Here is a 25466-nt window from a genome sequence, read left to right as displayed (position 1 = left end):
TTAGAGAATTATATTAAACCGAAGAGAATAAGAACGCTGGGGAGGAATACTACGTGACCCCAATCCTATCTGTTCGGGATCACGTCCTTTCAATGCTTTGTCTTTTAATACGAATACATTACCTGCATCAAAGCTGATGCTTGCCCCTTTCAGATAGATTGGTTTTAACCATTCGGGTTTCAGGTCATAGCGTATAGACATCGAACGACATCTCAGGAAGTTACCGGAAACAACTCTTAGATCGCTTTTGTTATACATATCCCAACCGTTGTCTGCTATCCGATAGGTTATATCTTTGTCTCTGATACTCAGACTCTGGTCTGATAAAACGGGAATGTTGGTAATATTCTCATCGCCCGGATTTCTCCAGCGATTTACAAATTCACTGGACATATTCTGATCCGGATAGGGAAGATTCTGTCCTGAAGCAGAATAGAGATCGTTCAAACGGATTTTGCTACCGAAACTAAAAGAGAATAATGCATTGAATGTTATATTCTTATATTTAAGGTAGGTCGAGAATCCACCATTTAAATCGGGTTCGCGTTTGCCTGAAAGAGTGAACGCACGATCGTACATTTCTTGCTGTGAATGAACAGTAGCATTACCGTCTTCGTCTTTTTCATTTATATCCTTAAATGTGGGATAACCATTAGCATCAAGCTTGTCAAACTTATAGGAATAGAAACTATTGATAGCATGACCGTTGCTGACTAGTGTCCCGGCAACATAATCTTCCCATGTAATAGCTGAGTTTCCGGCATTCAGGACTTTATTGTAATTCTTTCCGGTATTGAAAGACAGGCTCCATGTCCAGTCTTTGGTTTGGACGGGAACAATGGATACTGCCAGATCCCAACCTTTATTTTCTACATCTCCGTCGTTTATGGAAACATTAGTTGCACCGGTTGAAGGTGCTACATTTTTTGTAATAACTTGATCGACTCCTTTCTTATAGTATACGTCCAGTGAACCATAAATCCTGTTATTCCAAAATGCCCAGTCGAGTGCGATGTTATAGGAGCGGGTCTTTTCCCAAGTCAGTTTATTATTGGGCAGTTTATGGAGTGTGGATACATATTCCTGAGATAACGTTTCCAGTGTACCCAGACTGGCTATCAAATTAGGAGTTTGGTCGGGATGAACGTTACCTTGTATACCATAAGATGCACGTATGGCCAGGTCATTCAGGAAATCGGCGTTTCTCATGAATTTTTCGTTGATGATGTTCCAACGGCCTGATACTGACCATATCGGCAGGAAACGTACGCTTTTGTCTTGGCCGAATTTGTTTGAACCGTCTGTCCGTATATTAAAATTAAAGATATAACGACTGTCATAGACATAAGCTGCTGTAGCATAGAAGGAAAGAACATTGCTTTTTGTGTCGGTGACAACATCCGGATGATTTTTTAGTAATGTGCCGTATCTTTTCCATAAAGTAGGATCAATATCTACAAATCGTTTCCCTCTTTCGGGCAAATATCCGTATTGGGTGGATTGTAAGCCGTCGTATTTGGAGGAACGGACTTCTTGTCCGAGACTTCCGGATACCTCATGTTTTCCGAAACTATGGATTAATGATAAATTATTTCTCCATGTGTATGAGGTGTGGCGGGTGTTGGTAGTCATAAGTTCACCGCCATACGGTAGTAAACAGTATCGTTCTGCAAAGTTACTGTTCTCTGTGGGATTCGGGAGTGCTACGCCGTATGGAGATTGTCTCATGGAAGATATATAGTAGGATTGTTCATCTGCCCATGTCTCTTGTGATACGTTGCTTCTGTTTAATCCCAATATAGAAGAAAATCGCATCCATGAAGCTACTTTCCAGTCTAGATTTGCCGTTACGTCTATTGACGAATTGTCAATACTGTTTCCACTATGATTCAGTTCGTTTTTGATATTATACATTAAGGTTCCGTTATAACCGGCTTCATGTGCATAGAAGTGGAGGTCGCCGGAAGGTGTCTGCATCGGAATGGCCCGGGAAGTGTTATAAGCATATTCATACGGGTCAATAGATGAATGCGGGTGTTTCGCTTTAGAGAGCGCACCGCTTACTTTTAATCCTAATTGGAGATTACGATTGATTTTAGTGTTTATTCTTGCCAATACATTATAACGTTCTAAACCTTCGTGAATGGTTACGCTTTGATTGTCGGCATATCCTACAGACATATAATAGTCACTGCGTTCGTTTCCTCCGGTGATTGAAACCGAATGCTGATGAGTAAACGCTGTGCGAAATAATAAATCGTACCAGTTGGTGTTTAGCTGTTTTAGGGTTTTAACTTGGCTTAAAAATTCATTATAGTTGATATCCTTATTCCATAAATGTTGCAAAGCACCTTCGTATCCTATATCTGAAGGTTTATAGCTTCCGAACGAGAGACCTCGTTCTTGCATTTCAATGGACATATCAATTCTGTCGGCAGAATTCATCCTGAACATTTTATCGTATGTAGGAGGGGCTGTTATTCCCAATGTAGCTGTATACGAGATAGAAGGTTTCTGGTTTTTACCTCGTTTGGTGGTCACAACGATAACTCCATTGGCGGCTTTTACTCCGTAAATAGCTGTGGCACTTGCGTCTTTTAGAATATCTACACGTTCGATGTCTTCCGGATTTAATGAACCGATAGCATTACCTATCAGATTGATTTTGTCAGGACTGTTTAATTCTTCAGTTGAAATATTGACAGGTTCTTCCAGAATAATGCCGTCTACTACCCATACGGGTTCTCTGTTGCCTGTAATAGATGAAGAACCTCGGATTCGTATTTTGGGAGCTGCACCTGGTGTGGAAGACATATTCATAACGGCAACGCCGGGTAAACGCCCTTGTAGCATTTTGTCGACAGACATGTGTTCACCACCGATTAGTTCGGAACCTTTAATGGAAAGGATAGAACTGGCTAGTTTACGTCGGTCTATTTCTTGGTATCCTGTTATGACTACTTCACCAATGTTTTGAGAATCATCTTCTAACAAAATATTCAGGCTATTGCCTTTCCATGTAACTTCCTGTTGCCTCATTCCTATAAATGAAACGATAAGTTTCAGGTTGTTTTTTCCATTGGAAGCTAATTGGAAATTTCCTTCCGTATCGGTTGTTGTTCCGTTTTTTGTCCCTCTCTCATAGACAGAAACTCCCGCTAAGGGATCTCCGTTGGAGTCAACAACTTTTCCTGTAATATCTTTTTCTACTTTTTTACGTTTGATGATGATGTGTTGGTCACTTTCTATTTCAAAAGTTAGATTACTTCCGGCTAGACTGTGGGATAAAATTTTGCTGATCGGAGCATTTACAAAATTATAGTCTTTGCGAGGTAGAGCGCTAATAGCGCTGTTACTGTACATAAAACCGACATCTGTCTGTCTTTTGATCTCCGCAAATACTTCTCGAATAGAAGCATTTTTTAATTGGATAGTGACTGATTTGTGGGTTTGTGCTATTAATGGCAAATAGCAGAGCCACAATAATGCAAGCAGGCATAACCACTTGACATCTGTTGTTCTTCTTTTTTTCTTCATAAGTCTCTCATTCTTGATTTAGATTCCTTTCGGATATTAATACTACTTTGTTTTTCTTGATTTGTATTTTTAACTCATTCATTTTTTCTATAGCTTGAGCCAGTTTATTAAAGCTTTCATATTTATTGATGTCCATCGTGATGTGAAAGTTGCGGATGTTGTCACTACTGTAGGCAACCTCAATATTGTACCAGCGTTCCAGTTTTTTCATAATGTTCTCTAATGTTTGATTGTCAAAACTAAGACGGTTATAATGCCAGGCGGTACATTCGTAAATGTTGGCTTTGGACAGAACGATATGCTTGTCTTCTCCGATTGATGCTGTATAGCCTACAGGTAGCATTTGGATTTCTTTGGCTGAATGAAGTTCTGCCTTACCTTCTTCTAATGTTACTTTGACATGTTTCTCGTCATCATAGGCTTCTATGTTCAACTTGGTACCTAATACATGTATATCTACTTTTCCCGTCTGGATAGTAAAAGGATGCAGGGAATCTTTATAAACTGTCGCATAAGCTTCTCCTGATAAATTGACAGTTCTGTTTGTTCGTGAGAAATTAGCGGGGATAGTAAGAGATGATTCCGGACCTAAATGTATTAAGGTGCTATCCTCTAATAAAAGTAGATATTCTCCACCACGAGGTACTGTAATGGTGTGGTATAGATCTGGAGATAAGGCGATTGATCTTTGTCGGTTTATCTTATTTATAAATTGACTATAGTTTAAAACTTGATTTTCTGTTTGGGGTAATGTGTATTCTTCTTTGGAAGAGGGAGTATAGAGAACCGCTTTAGAAGTGCCGGCGGTAATGGTGATTTCTTTTGTCTGGAAATTCCGGAACAAATAGCTTCCTGCAAATATTAAGCCGATTGATATAGCTGCTGCCAGCCATTTGTGTTGTGGGCCTCGGGTTAAAAAGTGCTGTGTGTATTTTATATTATGACGTAATTTTTGCCATGAATTGCGATAAGACAACTCGTTTTCATCTAGAATAGCATGTGACAGGAAGTGTCTGGAATGAATTTTTTGGGCTAAAGCTTTATTTAGTGGAGACGTATTTATCCATTGGTTCAGTAACTGTTCTTCTGTCTCACTTAAATTATTGGAGAGCTTTTTTAAAAGCAGTCTTTTGGCTTCATTTAAATCTATGTTGGTATTCATATTCGGTTATCTTTTTATACTAGACAATCGAATATGAGTTTGGTGTAATAAGAAAATGTATTTTTCTATCGGAAAGATAGGAAAAATAATAAAAAGTCTTTCAAACGTTTTTTCATGTAGTGGTTAGCATTGTTGATGTGTTTTTTAACAGTATTAATAGAAATATAGAATTCTTCAGCAATCTCTTTTTGTGATTTTCCATTTAAACTAGCGGCATATACACGACGGCATGAAGCCGGAAGTTCTTCGAAAACCTGATTTACTGCTTGATAAATTTCTGATTCAATAATCTTATATGTTATTTCCTGTTCTATTACTTCCCCATTATTGAGGGTGGTTTCTGAGTATTCTTTAACTATTTTGTCATGCTTTATATAGTTAAGTATAGAGCGATAAAGTGATTGAAATAGATAGTGTTTGAAGGCAGCTTCACTTATGTGATTCTCTCTTCTTTCCCATATTTTGAGCCAGATGTCTTGAATCAGATCCGAGACTACTTCTTCGTTGGGAAGATATTGCATACCGAAATATTTTAATGAACGAAAATTCTGTTTATACTGCTGTTGAAACACATTTATATCGGATAGATTAATCCATTGATCTTTTTGTTTTACAGATGACTTAATTTCCATTATTTAGATATCGGTTTTTGATTTTTTGGCTCAAATATATGATATCTGTCTTAAAATACAAAAAGAATTCTTTTTTTTGTTAATTTCTTAGGCATATCAGAAATCGACAACCGGGTGAAGAAACAGAATAAGTCAAAGTTAGCTTGTGCATAGCCCTTGTGGCTGCCACATAAAGCATACTTTTATCAATATTGGAATGATAGTTCTTATCATCTGTTTGCGGAATGATTACTTCGTCAAATTCCAGTCCTTTCGCCATATGGGCGGAAGTGATGATAATCCCTTTCACATAAGCAGAACTTTGATTGGACAAAAGTGAGATGTCGTTTGCATATATCTGGAGTTTTTGAACAAGTTCTTTTGCTTGGGATTCTGTTTTGCAGATGATCCCTAATGAGGTATAATGGGAGTTCCTGAAGGAGTTTACTAAATCCGCAATACCTTGGATCTCTTCTTCTGTATTTTGGAATGGAAGAATCTTGGGGTGTTCCCCATGTCTCATAATCGGTTCTAATTCATTGTTCGGTTGAATTTTTTGTGCAAAACTGGTGATCTCAAAAGTAGAACGATAGCTTTTGCAAAGTTTCATTATTTCTCCTGTTGCAAATGCTTTCTGAATCATATCGGCAGTGGAAGAACCATAAGGATTGACGGATTGGGAAGTGTCTCCAAGAATTGTTTTTCGACACGGATAAAGTTTTTGAATCACTTTGTATTGTATGGGAGAATAGTCTTGCATTTCGTCTATCAGAAGGTGTTTGACGTAAGATTGGGCGTTGTTCCCATTTAATGCGATATGCAGATAAGCCAAAGGGGCTAAATCTGCATATTCCAGTATGCGGTTTTTGCGTGTCTTGAACATCTCCGGTTTTCCGATCCACTCAAAAAAGTCTTTATAGATTTGGAGATCGTTATTTCCCGCGAACATCTTTTTTATCTCTTTTTTTAGTTGGTTTTTCTCCGGAGTGCTAACTGTGAGATTATATTGTAGTTGCATCATTTCCAGAATGTAATCTGTCATAGTCTCAAATCGTTGACGTATGGGATAGCGGTGGAATCGTTTGAACTGTTCGTTAATAAATTCGGCAGGAATGGTGATGTATTTGGTGAGTTTTACGTCTGTTGCTTTGAAATAGCTGTTTTCCATGTAAAGGATGAATTTGTCAAGTAGTGATATAAACTCGAAGGAGGCTTTGTATTGAATCCGTTCGATAAAGTCGGGTGTCGGGTTTTCTAATAGTTCCGTCACCTGTTCGAAGAAATTCTGGTGTTTATATTTGTTGTCAATTACATCCGTCAGAATTTGCTCCATGCTGGTTTCGGGAACGGTTTCTTCGCCAAGTTCCGGAAGTACATTAGAAATGTAATCGGCAAATACTTTATTGGGGGAGATGATTAATATGTCTTTGGAAGAAATCTGTCCTTTCTGTGCATAAAGCAGGTAGGCAATACGATGGAGAGCGATAGAGGTTTTTCCTGAACCGGCAACACCTTGTATAATAAGTACAGAAGCGTTTTCATTACGGATGATCTGATTCTGTTCCCTCTGAATTGTCGTGACGATATTTTTCATTTTATTGTCGGCATTGGAACATAGTTCTTTTTGCAGAATATCGTCATGAACAGTTGCGGAACTTTCAATCATGTACTCCATTTTTCCTTTGCGAATACGATATTGGCGTTTGAGTGAGATCGTCCCGTTAATTTTGCCTGCCGGGGAGGAGTAGAACGCCTCGCCTAATTCATGATCGTAGAACATGCTTGAAATAGGAGCTCGCCAATCGTAAATCAGATTCTTTTTTTGATTGAGGTCATAGAAAGTATGTATTCCTATATAGATCGGACTAACTTGGCTTTTGTCTTTCTTTTCCTGAAAGTCGATTCGTCCGAAATAGGGGATATCCAGTATTTTACTTAGTCGCCTGCGTTTGTCAATGACATTTTCACCTAATGCAAAATGATTTAATATGCTTTCGCGCATGGAACGGATTTCGTGCGGATCGATATCCTTGTTCGACCATAGATAATCCTTGTACTCCTGCAGGGTGTCTATATGCTCTTTGACGGAAGTACTGGTAGTGTTAATCGTATCATGGATAGTGGTTATGACTTGCTGTAAATACTCTTTTTCCTGTTTCTCTGTTTGATTGAATATCATAATCTCTTTTTAGTTGTATGGTGAAGAATTGAATTTGCGGACAAAGTTAGCTCAACCCATTAAGGGATTAAATAGTTATTTATAGCTATATATGTATCCTTTTTCCTATTTTTGCATACTTACTTAATAAGGAAAAAGATGAATATTCTTGAATTGGCAAAACGTAACCAGCAGAAAGCTTGGGAGATTATAGAGGATACCCGTATTGTTCGGATATGGGAGGGGATTGGTGCCAAAGTGAATCTGGTAGGTTCGTTGCGTACAGGATTATTGATGAAACATCGGGATATTGATTTTCATATTTATACTTCTCCTTTGGATTTGTCTGCCAGCTTTCGGGCGATGGCTGAATTGGCGGAAAATACGTCCGTAAAGAAGATTGAATATACGAATTTATTACATACGGAAGAAGCGTGTATAGAGTGGCATGCATGGTATCAGGATATGGAGGGAGAACTTTGGCAAATGGATATGATTCATATCCAAGAAGGCTCTCGGTATGATGGCTACTTTGAAAGGGTGGCCGAACGTATTTCTGCGGTATTGACAGATGAAATGAGACTGGCTATCCTGAAATTGAAATACGAAACGCCTGATACGGAAAAGATTATGGGAGTGGAGTATTATCAAGCTGTGATTCAGGATGGTGTACGTAGTTATCCGGAATTTGAGGAATGGAGAAGATTGCACCCGGTGGTGGGTGTGGTGGAATGGATGCCTTAGACAGACTGGTAGCTTCAGGAAAAGGTGTATGGGTTAATTAACTTAGTAGTCCGGTTTCCTGTCCCAAGCGAATGGCTTCGATGGAATTTTGCACACCTAATTTGCGTAACAGGTTCTGCCGGTGAATATTGACAGTGTGAATACTGATACATAGTTTGTCTGCAATCTCTTTACTTAACAACCCTTTTTGAATAAGCCGTAATATCTCTATTTCCCGATTAGTGAGGTTGAGCGAAGAAGGCATAAGTAAAGAGGAAGGAGAGAAGAATTCCCCGTTCTTTAGATTTAGGACAGTGCAGTCTACTGTTTCGGAATGTTTTTGGTCGGGTGAAATATCCATATTGCCTATTACGAGCCATGCTTTGCCGTTACGGTCTTGTTCCAAAACTTGATGTCGGCTAGTGACACGTATATATTGCTGCCTGGCATTGAGTATACGGAAACTGTAAATGTTGGAATAGTCGTTTCGCTGTTCGAGAGGCAGACTGTAAATGAACTGGCTTAACGTGACCTGTAATGCTGCCAGTTGCGCACGGTCGTCCGGATGAATACGTGATTCTAAATAATCTCCCTGCTTTTCCAAAGTTTCTATCTTGTGACTGTCATACCCCAGTAAATCAACGAAATTCGAGGATGCATACGTGTAATTGCATTTGTAAACATCGACAACAAATGTGCAGTTGTGACAGATTTTTGAAAGTTGGTGAAGTATGGATTTATCCCGTTCCCACACGGCGTAATCAATATCGGTAGCAGACAAGCATTGCTTGGCCCACATTTCTTCTCGGGTGATATCGTTTGATTTATTCATGGCGAATGTTTCTGGGTACTGATAGTTTGTTTTGAGAAATCATTTATTTACCAGTCAATTTCTTCTATTCCCTTACTATGCAAGAAAGCATTGGCTTTGCTGAAGTGCTTGCAACCGAAGAAACCATATTCGGCAGAGCGGGGAGAGGGATGAACAGTGGTTAGTACCAGATGTTTGTTGCTATCTATCAAAGATAATTTCTCTTTCGCATAACTTCCCCAAAGCATAAATATCAAATTCTCCCGTTTTTCACTTAGTTTCCTGATAACTGCGTCTGTGAAGATTTCCCAGCCCATATTTCGGTGAGAACCGGTTTCGTGTGCACGTACAGTAAGAACAGAGTTTAGCGGGAATACACCTTGAGCTACCCAACGATCCAAATTACCGGAAGTTGGAATTGGCTTTCCCAAATCTTGGTGTATTTCTTTGAAGATGTTGCTTAGTGAACCGGGGATAGCTACTCCATCAGGTACAGAAAAACAGACTCCATAATATTGTCCGGGATTGGGATAAGGGTCCTGTCCAAGGATAACTACTTTTACTTTTTCGAAGGGACAGGAATTGAATATATGAAAAATCTGATGTCCAGGAGGGAGGACGTGTGCCCGTTTATATTCATCTTTGATGAATGTAACCAACTTTTCGAAGTATGGTTTGTCAAATTCTTCTTGTAATTGTTGTTTCCAACTTGGTTCTATTCTGACATTCATAAGGGGGGACTTGATAAATTATGCAATGGCAAAAGTAGATATATTACAAGAGAATATCAAGAATGAGAGGCGAAATTGTGTATCTCGCCGATTTAGGATGAATTGTGTGCTAATAAATGATAATTATCGTCTTTCTTCCGAAAAAGAATGAATATAAACGTATTTTTCTGATTTATTACGTTACCTTTGTTCCCAGAGTTTGAGTTACGAATCATTATCGTATAGTTCTTCTTTTAATAATAATATTAGTAAGTAGGCCTTTTCTGTAATTATCCTCCTCACTCCAATTTAGTATTTATTTTAATAAAAGTTTAAATGAACATTTACATCGCAGGTTTAAGTTATCGTACAAACGATGCGGACTTAACAAATTTATTTGCAGAGTTTGGAGAAGTTTCTTCAGTTAAAGTTATTATGGATAGAGAAACTGGTAAATCCAGAGGATTCGCTTTTGTAGAAATGGCGAACGAAGAAGAAGGACAAAAGGCAATAGACGAATTGAACGGCGTTGAATATGACCAGAAGGTTATTTCAGTAAGCGTTGCACGTCCTCGCGCAGAGAAACCGGCATACGGTGGAAACCGTGGAGGTGGTTACGGCAATTCCAGAAGATATTAATATCCGGACTTAGGGAAAGCGGAGGAAATATTTCTTCTGCTTTTCTATAAAGTCTTTATATATCCGCCTTTATGATTTGTCTGCGGAGGTTGTCTTAATCTGGCAGCCGGAAATGAAAATCATCTAACAATTAAGTTCTGCTAATTCTCACTCCTCTGTGTAGTGCAACTAGGATACCCCAGATCCTGATCTTTTCATGTCTAAAGAAGAATTATTAGGCTTTATTGCAATTAGATACTCCCGGGAATCGAGAGTATAAGTTTAATAATTATATCACAAAGTCTATATTGATAATTGTGTCGGTATTATTGTGAACATTTGCATGAAATGTTTTCAGATGTGCCGGCGTAATAACAAGGTATAGCAAATTACATTTATGACATTTAAAGATTTAAAAATAACCGAACCGATTTTAAAGGCAATTGAAGAAAAAGGATATACTGTGCCGACTCCTATTCAGGAAAAAGCAATTCCTGCCGCATTAGTGAAAAGAGATATATTGGGTTGTGCGCAAACGGGAACAGGGAAAACTGCTTCGTTTGCAATTCCTATCATCCAGCATTTACAGGAAAATAAAGAGACTGGCAAACGTCAGGGTATCAAAGCGTTGATATTAACGCCTACCCGTGAACTTGCTTTGCAAATCAGTGAATGTATTGACGATTATTCAAAATATACCTGTGTCCGTCACGGCGTTATCTTCGGCGGGGTGAATCAGCGTCCGCAGGTTGATATGTTGCACAAAGGAACTGATATTCTGGTGGCGACTCCGGGACGTTTGCTTGATTTGATGAATCAGGGATATATCCATCTGGATAAGATACAATATTTTGTGCTTGATGAAGCAGACCGTATGCTCGATATGGGATTTATCCATGATATTAAGCGGATATTGCCAAAACTTCCGAAAGAAAAGCAAACTTTGTTTTTCTCAGCAACGATGCCGGATAGCATTATTGCTTTAACGAAGTCTCTGTTGAAGAATCCGGTGAAGATTTATATAACACCGAAATCATCTACCGTGGATTCAATCAAACAAGTGATATATTTTGTGGAGAAAAAAGAGAAGAGTCAACTGTTGATTTCGATTCTGCAAAAAGCGGATAATCAGTCCGTGTTAATCTTTTCGCGTACGAAGCACAATGCTGATAAGATTGTCAGGATATTGGGTAAAGCGGGGATTGGAAGTCAGGCTATCCATGGAAACAAGAGTCAGGCAGCAAGACAGTCTGCATTGGGGAATTTCAAATCGGGAAAAACAAGGGTGATGGTAGCTACCGATATTGCTTCTAGGGGAATCGATATTAATGAGTTGCCGTTAGTTATCAACTATGATCTTCCTGACGTTCCCGAAACTTATGTACACCGTATCGGGCGTACCGGAAGGGCGGGAAATGAAGGAACAGCGCTTACGTTCTGCTCGCAGGAAGAACGAAAACTCGTCAATGATATTCAGAAATTGACTGGTAAGAAACTAAATAAGGCTGATTTTACTATTTAAAATCAGCAAATTACAATCTCTTTAAACTATAATATTAAACTAAATATAAATTCTATGGCAAAATCCATGACAGTTGGTAAACGTGAAAATGAGAAGAAAAGACTTGCTAAGCGAGAAGAAAAACTAAAGAAGAAAGAAAGCAGGAAATTATCAGGCGCTAGTAGTTTTGATGATATGATTGCTTATGTGGACGAGAATGGAATGATTACCTCAACTCCGCCCGCTGATGATGTTAAAAAGGAAGAGATTAATCCGGATGAAATAATCATAGCGACTCCGAAGAAAGAGGAAGAAGAACCGGTCATCTTGAGAGGTCGTGTTGAATTCTTTAATGAGGCAAGAGGATTTGGCTTTATTAAAGACCTTTCCGGAGTTGAAAAGTATTTTTTTCATGTGAACAATGTTGTTGGTAATATTGCGGAAAATAATATCGTTACATTTGACCTTGAGCGCGGAGTAAAAGGGATGAATGCAGTCAATATATGTTTGGAAAACAAATCTAAATCGGAAAATTTGGCTTTGGCTAAACCTGAATAAGGAGATTTGTATTCTGCTTGTGTATAAAACTAAAAAAAGAGATATGAAAAAAGGTAATATTATGCGTGATGTTGTTTCATCCAGCCAGTTTACTGAAAATGTAATTAAGGAGTATAAAAAGGGTGTGGGGGATGTAGTGCTTGTAGTAATTACTCCCCGGACTACTATTGAACTTCCTGCACATTTGACTCAAGCAGAAATAGATGCTCGTGTAGAGATTTATAAAAAACTACATAGTTCTAAAGTTTAGTGTGCTTTGTAGATGCAAAAAGATTCAGTAAAAAAATCCCTTGAACTTTTAAAAGTTCAAGGGATTTTTTTACTGAATCTTGAAGTGGTGCCACCAGGAATCGTAATCTTTCTCCAAGTGGCTCTATATCATCACTTTTCAGAATCGCCTTGACAGTATTCTCCTCCTATTACTCCACAGCTGGACTTCAGCGTTCTGCGCATCGCTGCGTGGTGGTTTCACGCAGCAAAGGTAGTGATTCTGATTGAAAAACCAAAAGAATTAAGCGATGATGTAATTATTCCCCTTCTGGAAAGAATTGTTGAGGTTTTACCAAGGGAGATAAGCCGGGAAAATATTTCCGAAATGCCTCACGATAGATACGACAAATATCCTCATCAGTAATTTCATCATCTATGATTTTATACAGAGCTCCATCATGAAGCGGAAGAACGAGATCTACTTTCCAACGATAGCGATTATAGACATCGATTAAAGCCTGCTTGAATATAAGTGACCCTATGCTTTGAATCCTGTGATTAAGTATTTTATGGCAATCAGTATCCATATTAAGAATTCTGCTGTTTCCCAAAAGGGAGGAAACTTTAGGAGCGTTTACCAGTGATTCTAAATCGTCTTCAGAGCAATAACGATTAAAGAATCCTTTAAGTTTCTTAGCGCATACCCCTCCATAGATAAAACAGTAAAAGAGAATCTTAGCCTCTGATCTATCGCAATTAGCGATTCTCTCAATTTCTGAATAAATCCTGTTTTTTTCATAAAGGGATATCAATTCTTTCCTATTCGTAAGACCCGCAAGTATACCTGCTTCAAACTGACTGTAGTCCACATACAGATATCTATGATTGACAAAGGTCTGATGGGAGCAGTTAAATAGTCCACGAAATTCTTTGCTCATATTTTGTAATGACGGATTACGCAAAATAATACGCGATGTGCGACTACCCACGGGTTTTACTACAGGCGTGACTATATTCAGATTCTTCCTTATAGCACTCAAATATGTAAGTATCCTAAGATTGCGCTCCGCTTTTTCCGCATCACGAAATGGGTGAAGCTTAGGGTATTTCTTACATAAAGCCTTTAATCTCCCATATTTCAGATAATGAATTGGAAGATTCAATTGATTATACAAAGCCTCCAAATTCGGCTGCACCTGACCGAAATCAAGCTGAATTCGATTTAGGGCACGATAGAGCTTTTTATGCTGCACCTGACAAAACTCCTCAAGTTGATTATTCCGAAACTCTATGCCACGAGCGACTAAATCATACAGCACACGATTTACGGGTATTTCTATTTTCTCAATACGTGGCCATTCTTCTTCTCCTCGCCTTTTCATTTCCTGATAACAGTCTATCATAAGTCTAAGTGCTTCTTCATGTTGTTCCTCGGGTCGCAACGGCAGTTCCCGACCAGTATAATACAAAACCATTTCATGTGGAGACCAGCACTCATTCTGTTCTTCACAATACTCCACGGATTGGCGAATTTGCAGGTCTAGACATTCAAAATCAAGCAAATCAAATCTACTGATACCACCATAATTATTACAAAGCAAATGGATAACTTCCGTTATCTGACACGTAATGATTCTGTCGTGATAGAAGAGCCCATTTCTTGTCAAATTGATTACTATGCGTTGATCGTCTGCTACGTCACAGCCATAAAGACAACAATCAAGATAGATTACCACATATTCTTTTTCTTTTCTCATAAGCCAGAGTACATATCGGTGTATAGGTTCTTATTGGGGGATTTGAAAAGATAGGATGAAACTTGTCCCATCAGAGTGAGTTCTTTTTCTTTATTCCGATGCAGGAACACTGACATCGAAGCAAGGGGCTTGAGGTTCACGGGTAGCATACCTGACACAGATTCCGGATTAAGGGAACGACATGCTATCAATGCCGCCCTTATCTGCATATAACCATGGAATCTTTGCTTGCCAAGCATATTCATGATAACTCGCACGTAGGCAGGACGCACCGAGCACAAATAAATTATTATCGCTGCATTTTCTATGCGGTGCGTGGCGTCGTTTCGCTCTAATTCTACAGCAGCATATCTCACCAACTGTTCATCATTGTATTTCAGATGAGCCATGAGCAGCCAAAAATGATATGCCTGCCAAGGATAGATGTCGCACTCCTTACGCATAAGCATGTTTGCAATCATGCGTTTGGCATCGTCTAAATCCCGATCATGCTTTACACAAGAAATCAACCTACAAATTAAAGGTGTATCAACAGGTGCAACCTTTAAGGTGTCAAGGAAGAAAAGCATATTCCTGTAGAAATAATCCCAATATGACACAAGCGTAATTGGATAGTTACAAAGTATGTAGAGAAGGAATTTCTTTTTACGTTGTATATCTTTTGTATGCTCTTTAGAATTTCTTTTTAACGAATCCATGATTTCGTGAAGAGTGTTTACTAATAAAGCGATGCCGTTTTCGCGTCGTCCGAGATCTTCGCTCCTGATGAGTTGTTTTATCTTTTGATTAGTGTGATTATATAGACTCAGTCCTTCACGAAATTCGTCGACCTCCTTTTTGTTTTCGAGGGTTATACAAACCACCTTAGAGGAGTTTAGGCAAAGATTAAGACGACGCAACTCACCTTCGAGCGATTGCAACACATTGCGGGCACTAAAATAATCTGGTGCCATAAAATAAATGTCATCCATAAAGCGACAGTATTCTATAGCTTGTGCCTGAATCTGGATATCAACATGACTGAGATAGAAGGTCGCCAATAATGAGGATGCGTCACTGTTTTGTGGAAGTCCACAGTTCGTTTGGGAGTCCGAAATTTCTGAAAACATTTGCTCAAGCAATTTTATTGCGTTGAGAGCATCCGCATCAGTTGCAATTTCACGTAAGAAGCCTATAAGCGTCGCATGCGATATGTTATCAAAATAATTCACCACATCGCACTTGAATAGGCATCCCTCTCCTTTTTCGAGCCATTCGTCAATTAGATAATTCATCTTTATCCACTGATTTACACCGTTTGCTATAAGTGAATTATCCTCAGAACGATTAAGACGAGCTGCATAAACACGAGAGGAGATATATTCCTCCATCAACGGTGCCAATTTTTCTACAATAGCAATGTAAAGCAAACGATCAACAAAATTACCGACCATGGCCTTACGCTGCACCAAAGATTCCTTAGGAATATATAACACTTCCATTTCCTGGAATTTGTAATGTTCACGAACATCTTGGCTCGAAAAATAGTCGAGGACAAAATCTTGATTGCATAAATCCACATATTGCAATGGGTCGAAAAACCAATCGTCAATCATATCGCGGCGCAAATTCTTTAGTGCAGTATCAAGATTCAATCTCGTTCCATTAACACTCATCTCTCGTAGGTCAATGATGGTTTTGTCCTGTGCTATTCGAGTTTTAGTAGAAGCTCCTCTTCCTAATTTCTGCCACTGCCTTTCATAAAGCATTTCATTTATCTCGTCCCAATCTACTTGGGCGAGCATAAGCTGGTTCATTTCAAAATCAACAAAGGGATACTTTGAAATAAGACTCACCATATAGGGAGCATCTGCAAGATATACGCCACCGCCTGAAATTCCATGATAATGATGGATATTTTTAATCTCGCTATTGCAATGTACCAAATGCTTATCGTCAGGATGATAATTTAGCTCAAAAGGTATAGAATGATCTCGCCCAAAATTAGGACAAGCGTGACATTTAAGAAGACACTCCTTATTTATCTCGCTATAGTTTTTCATCCAGACCTTGACAACTCGTGGCAGATAGGATTTTCGTACACGAATTATGGCAACATCCCAACGAGGATGGAAAAATATATTTTCATCCAAACTTTCAGAATACACCTCTAAAGTAACAAAGCCTTCCTCTGCTGCGACCATAATTGACAAATCAGTGATATCTGATAGTTGTGGATTTACAATAGAGTCTTCTGACAGGATGTGTTTAGCTGTGACAACATAATTATATTTACCACCGGGAAATGTGACGTATAAAAATCCTGACCCATGACTATCTTGGCCCGCTACCCTCGCATCTATTTTGCAGGCATTATATTTTAAATTCAGTTTGTCCATCCAGCTCAAATTTATACTTTTTCTGTTCTGCTTCGGATATTTTTAGCTTTTCACTTAGCTCTTGGTGATAATTAAGATGAAAACGGATTTTATCATCTGTACGACGTCCCCAGTTCAATACCTTAAGCATCATTTTTTTATTCGGATGAAAATGAACCTTACCGTTCGTGAGTACTACGTAATCCGAGCATATAATTTTTTTCAAAATCTCGTGTGTGATGTTCTTGTAACTGCCATGATGAGGGAGCTTTAGCAAATCAAGACGCAGGGGATTGGTCTCAGAATAGTCGGATAATGCATCTAATAAGACTTGGGGCGTACTATCGCCAGGAAATAGATAGTTGTGCTCGCTATCAGTAAGTAACAATACAATTGAAGAAGCGTTGACTTCTGTAGTATCTAATACATTGTCATTCAGATAGTGTTCTAGCTCTTCAAACGTAGCATTCCAGTCGCATTTGGGAGACGACAGAAATTCTCCCACCCCATCCAATATTTTGTCACAACCACCATATAGGATTTTCAGCAACCAGTTATTCCCTAGTTCAAATACTTTGCCTCGTGTTAATTCTCTGTCCCATTTTACATGAAAATCTTCCAAAGCGCTCTGTACTGAATTGGCTTGACGAATAGATAGATAATTTTCTTTATTAACAGTCGGCATTACCATTTGTGCGGAATTGAACCACACGTTGTCAACTATTTCCCAATTATCTGAATCCATAGCAAACACTCCTCCGATGTGGTCATAATCATAATGGGTTATAACAAGAAGATCAACTCGCTGACCTTGTGCTCTTACTTCATCAATCAAACAAGAATATGCATCGGAATCTGGCGTGCCTGAATCTATAATTACATTCTTATCATTATGACGGATGTTGATACAGTCACCATGTTTTGCTCGTAAAAATGATATCATCATTGTTTTTAACTTTGTAATTTCTGTTTCATTTTCATATACCATCTAAAACAGGCAGAGCAAGTGTGGAATACAGTTTGAACAAAAGATGCAATACTTAATTATATATGCTCTTAATGTTCATTGCAATTCTATTGAAACTTAATTTCCGCAATCGACGGTTATTGTATTCCTGCCTAACATTAGTTTAGAGTCATGTCTTTCTATACTTCCACTTTTTAACGATTGTATTCCGTGAACCGTCTCTGCCAAAGAATGACTTCTGGTTCAAAGATAATAATATTATTTTGAGCCATAGTCGTTATTATCTTTCAATCTTTTGATTTCTCTATCAAAATCGCTTTCAAGTAGATCCATTTCTCGTTTGCGGTAGATTTCAAACTCCTTTTCTGCCTTCTCAATCGCTTGCTTGTGCGAAATGTTGCCCTTGCCAATCAAGACCTTCCGTTTATGAGCGATAATCTGATTGTCCAATGCCTCTATCCAATCTTTCATCGTCATAGGATTCATTTCCAATGCTTGGAACTCGGCAAAGTCCAAGAAACCGGAAACAAGCAGGTTAAGACGTTGCAGTTCAATCTCTGAGAGATAGTTCTTGGCAATCTTCACATCGTCTTTGGTTACATAGTTGCCTTTGAAGTTCGTCATACCTACAAACGGCTTCTCATTATCCACACGATTGTAGATAACCTCCGCTGCCGTGTTCTCATGGACGGCGTAGTGCAGCTTGTTCTGTACGGTTGTAAAGAACATCTTTGTCATCTCGTCCCGTGGGGCATAATCTGTGGCTGTGGCATAGATGTCCGTCACCTGTTGACAGAAGTTACGCTCGCTACTACAAATATCTCTGATACGCTGCAGCAACTTACGGAAATACCGATTACCTCCTTGCTTCAACCGCTCATCATCCATCGCAAATCCCTTTTGGATATACTCATGAAGCCGCTGAGTAGCCCAGCGACGGAAACGGGTAGCCACCTGCGACTGCACACGATAGCCCAAGGCGATAACCATATCAAGATTATAGTGCAAAACACTGCGCTGCACTTGGCGTTTACCTTCTTGCCGAACTGTCAAGAAATCCTTTACAGTTCGATTTGGGTCTAATTCTCCATCATTTAGGATGTTGTCTATGTGCTGACTGATATTCTGCTTTGTCGTACAATATATCTCCGCCAACTGATTTTGTGTCAACCACAAATCTTCATCGGTAAAACGCACAGACACACGAGTTATCTCATCATCGTCCTGATAGAGTATTATTTTGTATTCTTCGTTCATTGGCCTATTTCTTCTCTCTGTGATTGCAAATATAGCTAATATACTTGATTTTGTGGGCGTTCAGGCTACTTTTTTGAGGCACAATGCGGTATTTCCGAGTATTATCACTATATTTGCGTTACAAATCAAAGTATTGTAATTCGCAAGCAAATTAAAACGTATGGAATCGCAAAAGATAAACAGGCTAAAGGTCGTGTTAGTTGAGAATGGCAAAACAGGTAAATGGTTAGCCGAACAAGTAGGGAAAAATGAAGCAACTGTTTCCCGATGGTGTTCCAACAAGATGCAACCCTCCCTTGATATGCTTGGGAAGATTGCAGGACTTTTGAATGTGGACCCTCGCCAACTCATCAATGGCGGTAATAACGATTGAATATGGCAAAGAAAACGACAAAGAAAAAAGAGGGGAACTCTCTCAATCTTGAATCTATATTATTTAACTGCCGCGACTATCTGCGCGGCAATGCCTCTTTGATGGATAAGCGCGATTTGCTGCTTACTCTTGTTTTCCTCCGCTTTATTGGTGAAAAGTTTGAAGATGCACAGGCAAAGATGCGTCAGGAGTGCATCGACAACGGTATTACTGATGAAGTTATGATTGAAACATTTCTCGCTAGTCCTTCGCGTTACAAGGGCATCGCCTTTGTGCCGGAAGCTGCCCGTTGGTCTATGCTTATCAATATACCCGCTCCAAAACTCAATGGTGCTCTCGATGATGCCCTGCAAGCTATTAACGACAGCGGCGAAGCCTTCAAAGGTTGTGTGAAACTCGGTTTGTTTACCTCTATCAATCTTGAAGCCAATGTCATCAAGAAAGTCGTAGATGAGGTAAATAAGGTTTCGCATCGTGCTTTCGGAGAGGAAAAAGACTTGTTCGGTCGAGTGTATGAGTACTTTCTAAAGTCTTTTGCGATAAATGCGGACAAGGAAGAGGGCGAATATTATACGCCCCATGATGTAGTAGAATTTATAGCGGCTTTTATTGAGCCGTTTGACGGCACTCTCTATGACCCTTGTTGCGGCTCCGGCGGTATGTTTGTGCAATGTGCAAAATATGTTGAGTCCAAACAGGGCGACATTACCCACGTAAATGTCTATGGCCAAGAGAGCGACCCTGCCACATACCGTCTCGCCAAAATGAATTTGGCAGTTCGAGGTATTTCACATCATCTCGGCGAGAAGAACGGCTCGACATTCACCGATGACCTTCATAAGGGGTTGACCTTTGATTATATCATGGCCAACCCACCTTTCAACAAGAAAAAATGGTACGAAGATAAGCTTAGCAATGATGCCCGTTGGGCCAATTATGCCACGCCTCCTGAAAGCAATGCCAACTATGCTTGGATTCTTCATATTCTTTCAAAACTTACCCCCAAGAAAGGCGTAGCCGGTTTCCTGCTCGCCAATGGTGCCCTCGGAGACTCTGACGCATATACAATCCGTAAGAAGCTTCTTAAACTCGACGAACAAGGCTTCGGTGATAAAGTTGAAGCCATCATCGTTTTGCCTCGTGAACTTTTCTATAATACAGACATATCCGTAACACTTTGGATTCTCAACCAAAATAAGAAAGCCAGAATGTGGCATGGCCGCAAGCTACGCGACCGCACAGGTCAAATCCTTTTCATGGATTTGCGCCAGTGGACGCAGAACCCAGTGAAAGGGGAACAGAAAAAGAAGGTCATGTTTGATGCCGAACAAATCAAGCGAGCATCCGAGATTTACTTCAAATGGCAAAGTGAGGGCACGGACGGCGCAACCTACGCCGAACCTGAGTTGTACCGTTCGGTCAGCTACAAAGAACTAGCCGAGAAAGAGAATGACTTTTCGCTCGTTCCGAGCCGTTACATTAAGTTTGTCGACCGAGACCTTGAAGCCGACTATCATAAAGTCCTCTCCGAAGCCACGACAACAATTTCCGACCTACTGCGCCGTCAGTCCGATAACAACACTACTCTTCGTAACGCCCTAAAACAACTTGGATATGAGTGCAAGTGAAACGAAATGGGTACGTCTCGGTGACTACATTGTTCAGCAAGACGAACGCAATTTCTTTGAAAAATATCAGCTATCGGATGTTCGAGGTATTAGCATTGAAAAGAAACTGATATTTACAAAGGCTGATATGAAAGATGTTTCATTGAAGCCATATAAACTGCTTAAGCCAAATAGCTTTTGTTATGTCACTGTTACTTCTCGTAATGGCGGTAAAATCTCTTTGGCTATGAATGAAACATCAAATACGTTCATAGTATCTTCATCCTATATCACCTTTTGTTGTAAGGACGAGACCATTCTTCTCCCGGGCTATTTATTCCTTCTACTCTCTCGCCCCGAATTTGACCGCTACTCGCGGTTTAACTCGTGGGGAAGTGCTCGCGAGACATTCGACTGGGAGGAATTTTGCCGTGTCGACATCCCTCTGCCGTCGATTGAGGTACAACGTGAGTTGGTGGAAACCTACAACGGGCTGAAGGTTCTCGCTGAGCAGAATGAAGTCCTCGTGGCCTCCCTCTCCAAAATGTGCGAAGCCCTCGTCATAGAGTCTGGTAAGAAATATTCACGTGTTTCCCTCGGGGAGTATATTAAACAAGTTGACGAAAGAAATACTTTTGGGAAGTATACTCTTGATGATGTTAGAGGTATTAGCATAGAGAAAAAATTGATATATACCAAAGCTGACATGAAAGGCGTATCTCTTTCGCCTTATAAATTATTAAAGCCAAGAAATTTCTGTTATGTTTCTGTTACGTCTCGTAATGGAGGTAAAATTTCTTTGGCAATCAATAATATGGCTCAGACGTTTATAGTTTCATCATCGTATATAAACTTTGATTGCAAAAATTACTCACAGCTATTGCCTGAATATCTGTTCTTACTATTAAGCCGCAGCGAGTTTGACCGCTATTCGCGTTTCAACTCATGGGGTAGCGCAAGAGAAACATTTGATTGGTCGGAACTCTGTAGGGCTAAAATTCCCCTTCCGCCCATTGAAGCACAACAATCAATCGTTAACCTCTATCACTGTATGGAGGAAGCCAAGGGTGTCGCTGCAATAGCTCGTGAGAAATTAAAAACTATCTGTCCAGCCCTTGTGCTAAAAGGAGCCAACGCCTAAAATGAAGTGCCATGAAACAGAGTAACGGAAAATTCTACGAAGACGAATACGAATTGGCCTTGTTAGATTTGCTTGTGGAACAAGGTTGGGAATATACTTATGGCGGTAAGATACATCGGCATAACAGGGATGTGCTGTTGCTCGATGATCTTACAAGCTATCTTAATCGGCGTTATCCTGATTTGACCGCACAGGATATTGAGGAAATTTCTAATAAGCTGCGCCATGTTTCGGGTCAGACTCATTTTGAAACGCTGCGCAACACTTATTATCTTATCCGCGATGGCTTCCGCTATGTACGGCACGACGATGGCAAAACATTCGACATTGACTTTATCGACTACGACGGAAGCGACAACACCTATCGCGTTGTCAACCAGTTTGAGGTTGGCTATGGTCTCGGTGATAACATCCGCATCCCCGACGTAATTCTGTTTGTTAATGGTATGCCGCTTTGCATTTTCGAGTTAAAGAATCCTGCCGATGAAAATGCAACTATTGCTGATGCCTACGACCAAATCCATATACGCTACCTACGCGACATACCGCATCTGCTGCGCTATTGCCCGCTATCGTGCATCAGTGATGCCACGGTAAACAATACCAAGATCGGTACGACTTATACCCCATACGAACATTACTACGCATGGAAAAAGGTCAACAACGAAGACCCGGTGGCAACTAAGGGACTTGACCAAGTGCGCACCATTGTGGCAGGAGTATATGAACCGAGCCGCTTTATCGAAATATTCCGCGATTACTGTTATTTCCCTGACAAGGACTTCGACAAGGAGCAGGAAATAGTATGCCGCTACCCGCAGTTCTTCGCCACCCGAATGCTCCGTGAGCATGTGCGGGAGGTATACGCCCGCGGCGACCGCAAGGGCGGCACTTATTTCGGTGCCACAGGATGCGGCAAAACCTACACAATGATGTTCCTCGCCTGTCAGCTCTCGCTCCGTTGCGCAGAACTTGGCTCGCCTACAATCGTAATGATTGTTGACCGCGATGACCTTCAGACTCAGGCGGGCAAACTATTTCTGCGCTCCACCGAATATCTGAGCCTCGGAGCGGCACAGGTTATTCCGAACCGCACAATCCTAAAACAGGAACTCGCAGCACGCGACTCCGGCGGTTTCTTCATTTGCACTATTCAGAAATTCTGCGAAGAAATCGGCGAACTAAACACCAGACGAAACATCATCTGTTTCTCCGACGAAGCCCACCGCACACAGCTCGGAACGGGCACGACCCTGAAAGTCCGTACACGCACAGATGTCGATGAACCCGAAACCGATACACAGGCCATCGCTACTACGGAGAAAGACGAATCAAAGATTGGCGCATTTGTCACCAAGCCATACGCAGAATATTTGCGCACAGCATTCCCTCATGCGACCTTTGTAGGCTTTACTGGCACACCTATTGATGAGATCATACAGGTGTTTGGTGATATTGTAGACCGCTATACCATGCAACAGGCGGTAGATGATGAAATCACCAAGCCGCTCAAATACATTCCGCGTATAGTGCAGGTTACGCTCGATAGCACCAAGGTCAAAGAGATAGACGAATACTATAAGAAGTGCGCCGACGAGGGCGCGACAGATGCCGACATTGCTGCATCCAAAAAGGCTATGAGCGCAATGGAAGTGATACTTGCCGATGAAGAACGTCTGGAACGCCTCGCCGCCGACATCATAGCTCACTACGAAGCTGCATGCGCCAACAAGCCCGACGTAATACAAAAAGCTATGATTGTCTGCTCGAAACGATACATTGGCTACAACCTCTTGCAGAAATTCCGCAAGATACGTCCCGAATGGTTCGAGGAGCGTAAGTCACCTGATGATTCTGTTCTTACTACAGAGGAACTTGAAAAGCTAAAGCCCATACCGACAATCGCCATGGTAGCCACTCGCGGTAAGAACGACCCAAAAGATATGTACGATTATCTCGGAGACAAAAAGCGCATCAAAAAACTTGATGACGCTTTCAAGCAGGAACATTCCAATCTGCGCGTCGCTATCGTTGTGGATATGTGGACTACCGGTTTTGATGTTGATTGCCTGACTTATCTCTACAACGACAAGCCGTTGCAGAAGCATACGCTCGTGCAGACAATCAGCCGTGTCAACCGCAAATACCCAGGCAAAGAATTCGGTTTCATTATAGACTATATCGGTATCCGTTCCAACATGATGGAAGCGATGCACAAGTACGGCGGTACATCATTTGGTCCGAGTGAAGACGATGTGAAGCAAGCTCTGGAAGCTATGCTCATCGAACTTGAAATACTCAAAATCCTGTTCCACGGTTTTGACATCACTCCGTTCATTGACCCGGAGGCAAAGCCTATCGACCGCCTCGAGTGTCTGTCTAATGCTGCCGACTTCATTCTCAGTAGTACGGAGAAACTGAATGTAGCCGACGAGGGTAAGAAACCGCGCCTTGTTGATGCCAAGACATTCTTCCTCGCTCACGTCAAGCGACTGCGCACCGCCTACGACATTTGCCAACCCTCAAATGTGCTGACAAATGAGCAGAATACGCTCTGCCAATGTTTTATGGCTGTCGCATCTTATATCCGCAAGACCTCCAGCGAGAAGCACGACACCGAGAGCATGAACCGCGCTGTGGAAAGCATGGTGGCTGAAGCTCTTAAATGTAACTCAGTAGTAAACATTCTCGATACGGATGTAGAGGAGAATATCTTTAGCCCGGAGTTCATTGAGCATATCAACAATATACCAGCACCCGCCACTCGCCTCGAAGTACTCATCAAAATGCTTCGTCGCGCAATCTCACAGTATAAAGATACCAACAAAATTGCCGCTGAGAAATTCGAGGAAATGCTCAAAAAGACACTTGAAGAATACCATAAACGCCGCGACGCTCTTACCGCCGGAGAGGCTACCGCCACTCAGAGCGAGACCGTCAACGAAATAGTCAAGAGTGCGACCGAACAGGCTATTGAAATTCTCGGTCGCCTTGGCGAGGACAAAGAAAGTTTCCGACAGCTCGGCCTTACATTCCAGGGGAAAGCCTTCTACGACATTCTCATGGCGATGCGCGACAAACACAACTTTGAGTATGGAGAGGATAAGAAAGTTGGCACTCTCATTGTCAACGACAAATGCAAGATACTCGCCAAGAAGATTAAGGAACTTATTGACACACAGTCATCGTTCACCGATTGGCTGAACAATGATAATGTGAAAGCCGATCTCAACGGCAAGTTATTCTTCCTGCTCGCCAAGAACGGCTATCCACCCACATACAGCGACGAAGTTTTCAACGAAGTCCTAGACCAAGTAGAAAACTATAAGGAGCATCAATCTGCTCCACGTTTATATCGTGTTAATTCTGACTATTATTCATCTATGGTTGCAGAACCGTAATAGAAAT

The 25466-nt window shown here is 40.7% G+C and carries 19 protein-coding genes; 9 read left to right on the top strand and 10 right to left on the bottom strand.

Annotated elements, in window-relative coordinates:
• The 4 genes from AB5443_RS03940 to AB5443_RS03925 form a co-directional block, all read right to left on the bottom strand.
• The gene (locus AB5443_RS03940; RefSeq protein WP_195664195.1) at positions 1–3537 is read right to left on the bottom strand and encodes a TonB-dependent receptor; all 3537 of its coding nucleotides are present in this window, start codon (positions 3535–3537) and stop codon (positions 1–3) included.
• Between the two features lie 7 nt (positions 3538–3544).
• Entirely contained in the window at positions 3545–4699 is a 1155-nt protein-coding gene (locus tag AB5443_RS03935; RefSeq protein WP_277134935.1) for a FecR family protein, read from the bottom strand.
• 65 nt (positions 4700–4764) lie between these two features.
• Positions 4765–5331 (bottom strand): sigma-70 family RNA polymerase sigma factor, encoded by a 567-nt coding sequence (locus AB5443_RS03930; RefSeq protein ID WP_083589179.1) that lies wholly within the window; start codon positions 5329–5331, stop codon positions 4765–4767.
• 79 nt (positions 5332–5410) lie between these two features.
• Entirely contained in the window at positions 5411–7489 is a 2079-nt protein-coding gene (locus AB5443_RS03925) for a UvrD-helicase domain-containing protein (RefSeq protein ID WP_368114314.1), read from the bottom strand.
• A 138-nt stretch (positions 7490–7627) separates the two neighbouring features.
• On the opposite strand from AB5443_RS03925, the gene AB5443_RS03920 reads away from it, so the two are divergent.
• Positions 7628–8212 carry a phosphoglycerate mutase family protein gene (locus tag AB5443_RS03920; protein ID WP_118032414.1) on the top strand — a complete coding sequence of 195 codons (585 nt, stop codon included), beginning with the start codon at positions 7628–7630 and terminating at the stop codon, positions 8210–8212.
• 37 nt (positions 8213–8249) lie between these two features.
• On the opposite strand, the gene AB5443_RS03915 is transcribed toward AB5443_RS03920, so the two are convergent.
• A complete protein-coding gene (locus AB5443_RS03915; RefSeq protein WP_277134933.1) occupies positions 8250–9023 on the bottom strand; it encodes a LuxR C-terminal-related transcriptional regulator in 774 nt (257 codons plus the stop codon).
• Positions 9024–9070: 47 nt separating this feature from the next.
• Entirely contained in the window at positions 9071–9733 is a 663-nt protein-coding gene (gene ung / locus AB5443_RS03910; protein ID WP_277134932.1) for a uracil-DNA glycosylase, read from the bottom strand.
• 315 nt (positions 9734–10048) lie between these two features.
• Between ung and AB5443_RS03905 the strand changes: the two genes are divergently transcribed.
• The 4 genes from AB5443_RS03905 (at position 10049) to AB5443_RS03890 (ending at position 12639) form a co-directional block, all read left to right on the top strand.
• Entirely contained in the window at positions 10049–10351 is a 303-nt protein-coding gene (locus AB5443_RS03905) for an RNA-binding protein (protein WP_277134931.1), read from the top strand.
• Between the two features lie 376 nt (positions 10352–10727).
• Positions 10728–11852: a DEAD/DEAH box helicase gene (locus tag AB5443_RS03900; protein WP_277134930.1), complete on the top strand. Its 1125-nt coding sequence runs from the start codon at positions 10728–10730 to the stop codon at positions 11850–11852.
• A 54-nt stretch (positions 11853–11906) separates the two neighbouring features.
• Positions 11907–12389: a cold-shock protein gene (locus AB5443_RS03895; protein WP_022138518.1), complete on the top strand. Its 483-nt coding sequence runs from the start codon at positions 11907–11909 to the stop codon at positions 12387–12389.
• 43 nt (positions 12390–12432) lie between these two features.
• The gene (locus AB5443_RS03890) at positions 12433–12639 is read left to right on the top strand and encodes a hypothetical protein (protein ID WP_277134929.1); all 207 of its coding nucleotides are present in this window, start codon (positions 12433–12435) and stop codon (positions 12637–12639) included.
• A gap of 277 nt (positions 12640–12916) precedes the next feature.
• Here the strand turns inward: AB5443_RS03890 and AB5443_RS03885 are convergent, their stop codons facing one another.
• The 4 genes from AB5443_RS03885 to AB5443_RS03870 all read right to left on the bottom strand — a co-directional run bounded on the left by AB5443_RS03885 (position 12917) and on the right by AB5443_RS03870 (position 18937).
• Positions 12917–14356, bottom strand: a complete 1440-nt coding sequence (locus AB5443_RS03885; protein WP_277134928.1) for a DNA polymerase — start codon at positions 14354–14356, stop codon at positions 12917–12919.
• On the bottom strand, positions 14353–16734 hold the full coding sequence (locus AB5443_RS03880; protein WP_277134927.1) for an RNA-directed DNA polymerase: 2382 nt from the start codon (positions 16732–16734) through the stop codon (positions 14353–14355). The genes AB5443_RS03885 and AB5443_RS03880 overlap by 4 nt, the downstream gene beginning before the upstream one ends.
• Positions 16709–17659, bottom strand: a complete 951-nt coding sequence (locus tag AB5443_RS03875; RefSeq protein ID WP_277134926.1) for a ComEC/Rec2 family competence protein — start codon at positions 17657–17659, stop codon at positions 16709–16711. The genes AB5443_RS03880 and AB5443_RS03875 overlap by 26 nt, the downstream gene beginning before the upstream one ends.
• A gap of 279 nt (positions 17660–17938) precedes the next feature.
• Positions 17939–18937 carry a virulence RhuM family protein gene (locus AB5443_RS03870; protein ID WP_277134925.1) on the bottom strand — a complete coding sequence of 333 codons (999 nt, stop codon included), beginning with the start codon at positions 18935–18937 and terminating at the stop codon, positions 17939–17941.
• Between the two features lie 160 nt (positions 18938–19097).
• Here AB5443_RS03870 and AB5443_RS03865 point away from each other — a divergent pair, with 160 nt between their 5' ends.
• From AB5443_RS03865 to AB5443_RS03850, 4 genes are read left to right on the top strand one after another with little or no spacing between them, the layout of a single operon-like run.
• On the top strand, positions 19098–19310 hold the full coding sequence (locus AB5443_RS03865) for a helix-turn-helix transcriptional regulator (protein ID WP_277134924.1): 213 nt from the start codon (positions 19098–19100) through the stop codon (positions 19308–19310).
• Between the two features lie 2 nt (positions 19311–19312).
• Complete coding sequence (locus AB5443_RS03860; protein ID WP_277134923.1) at positions 19313–20938, top strand: N-6 DNA methylase; 1626 nt, start codon at positions 19313–19315, stop codon at positions 20936–20938.
• Positions 20925–22058: a restriction endonuclease subunit S gene (locus tag AB5443_RS03855; RefSeq protein ID WP_277134922.1), complete on the top strand. Its 1134-nt coding sequence runs from the start codon at positions 20925–20927 to the stop codon at positions 22056–22058. The genes AB5443_RS03860 and AB5443_RS03855 overlap by 14 nt, the downstream gene beginning before the upstream one ends.
• Before the next feature lie 11 nt (positions 22059–22069).
• Positions 22070–25459: a type I restriction endonuclease subunit R gene (locus AB5443_RS03850; RefSeq protein ID WP_368114312.1), complete on the top strand. Its 3390-nt coding sequence runs from the start codon at positions 22070–22072 to the stop codon at positions 25457–25459.
• Positions 25460–25466: the final 7 nt, after the last annotated feature.

It is taken from the genome of Bacteroides sp. RTP21281st1_H5_RTP21281_210402, assembly GCF_040918965.1.
GTDB lineage: Bacteria > Bacteroidota > Bacteroidia > Bacteroidales > Bacteroidaceae > Bacteroides > Bacteroides congonensis.
This window is presented reverse-complemented; position numbering and strand designations above follow the sequence as displayed.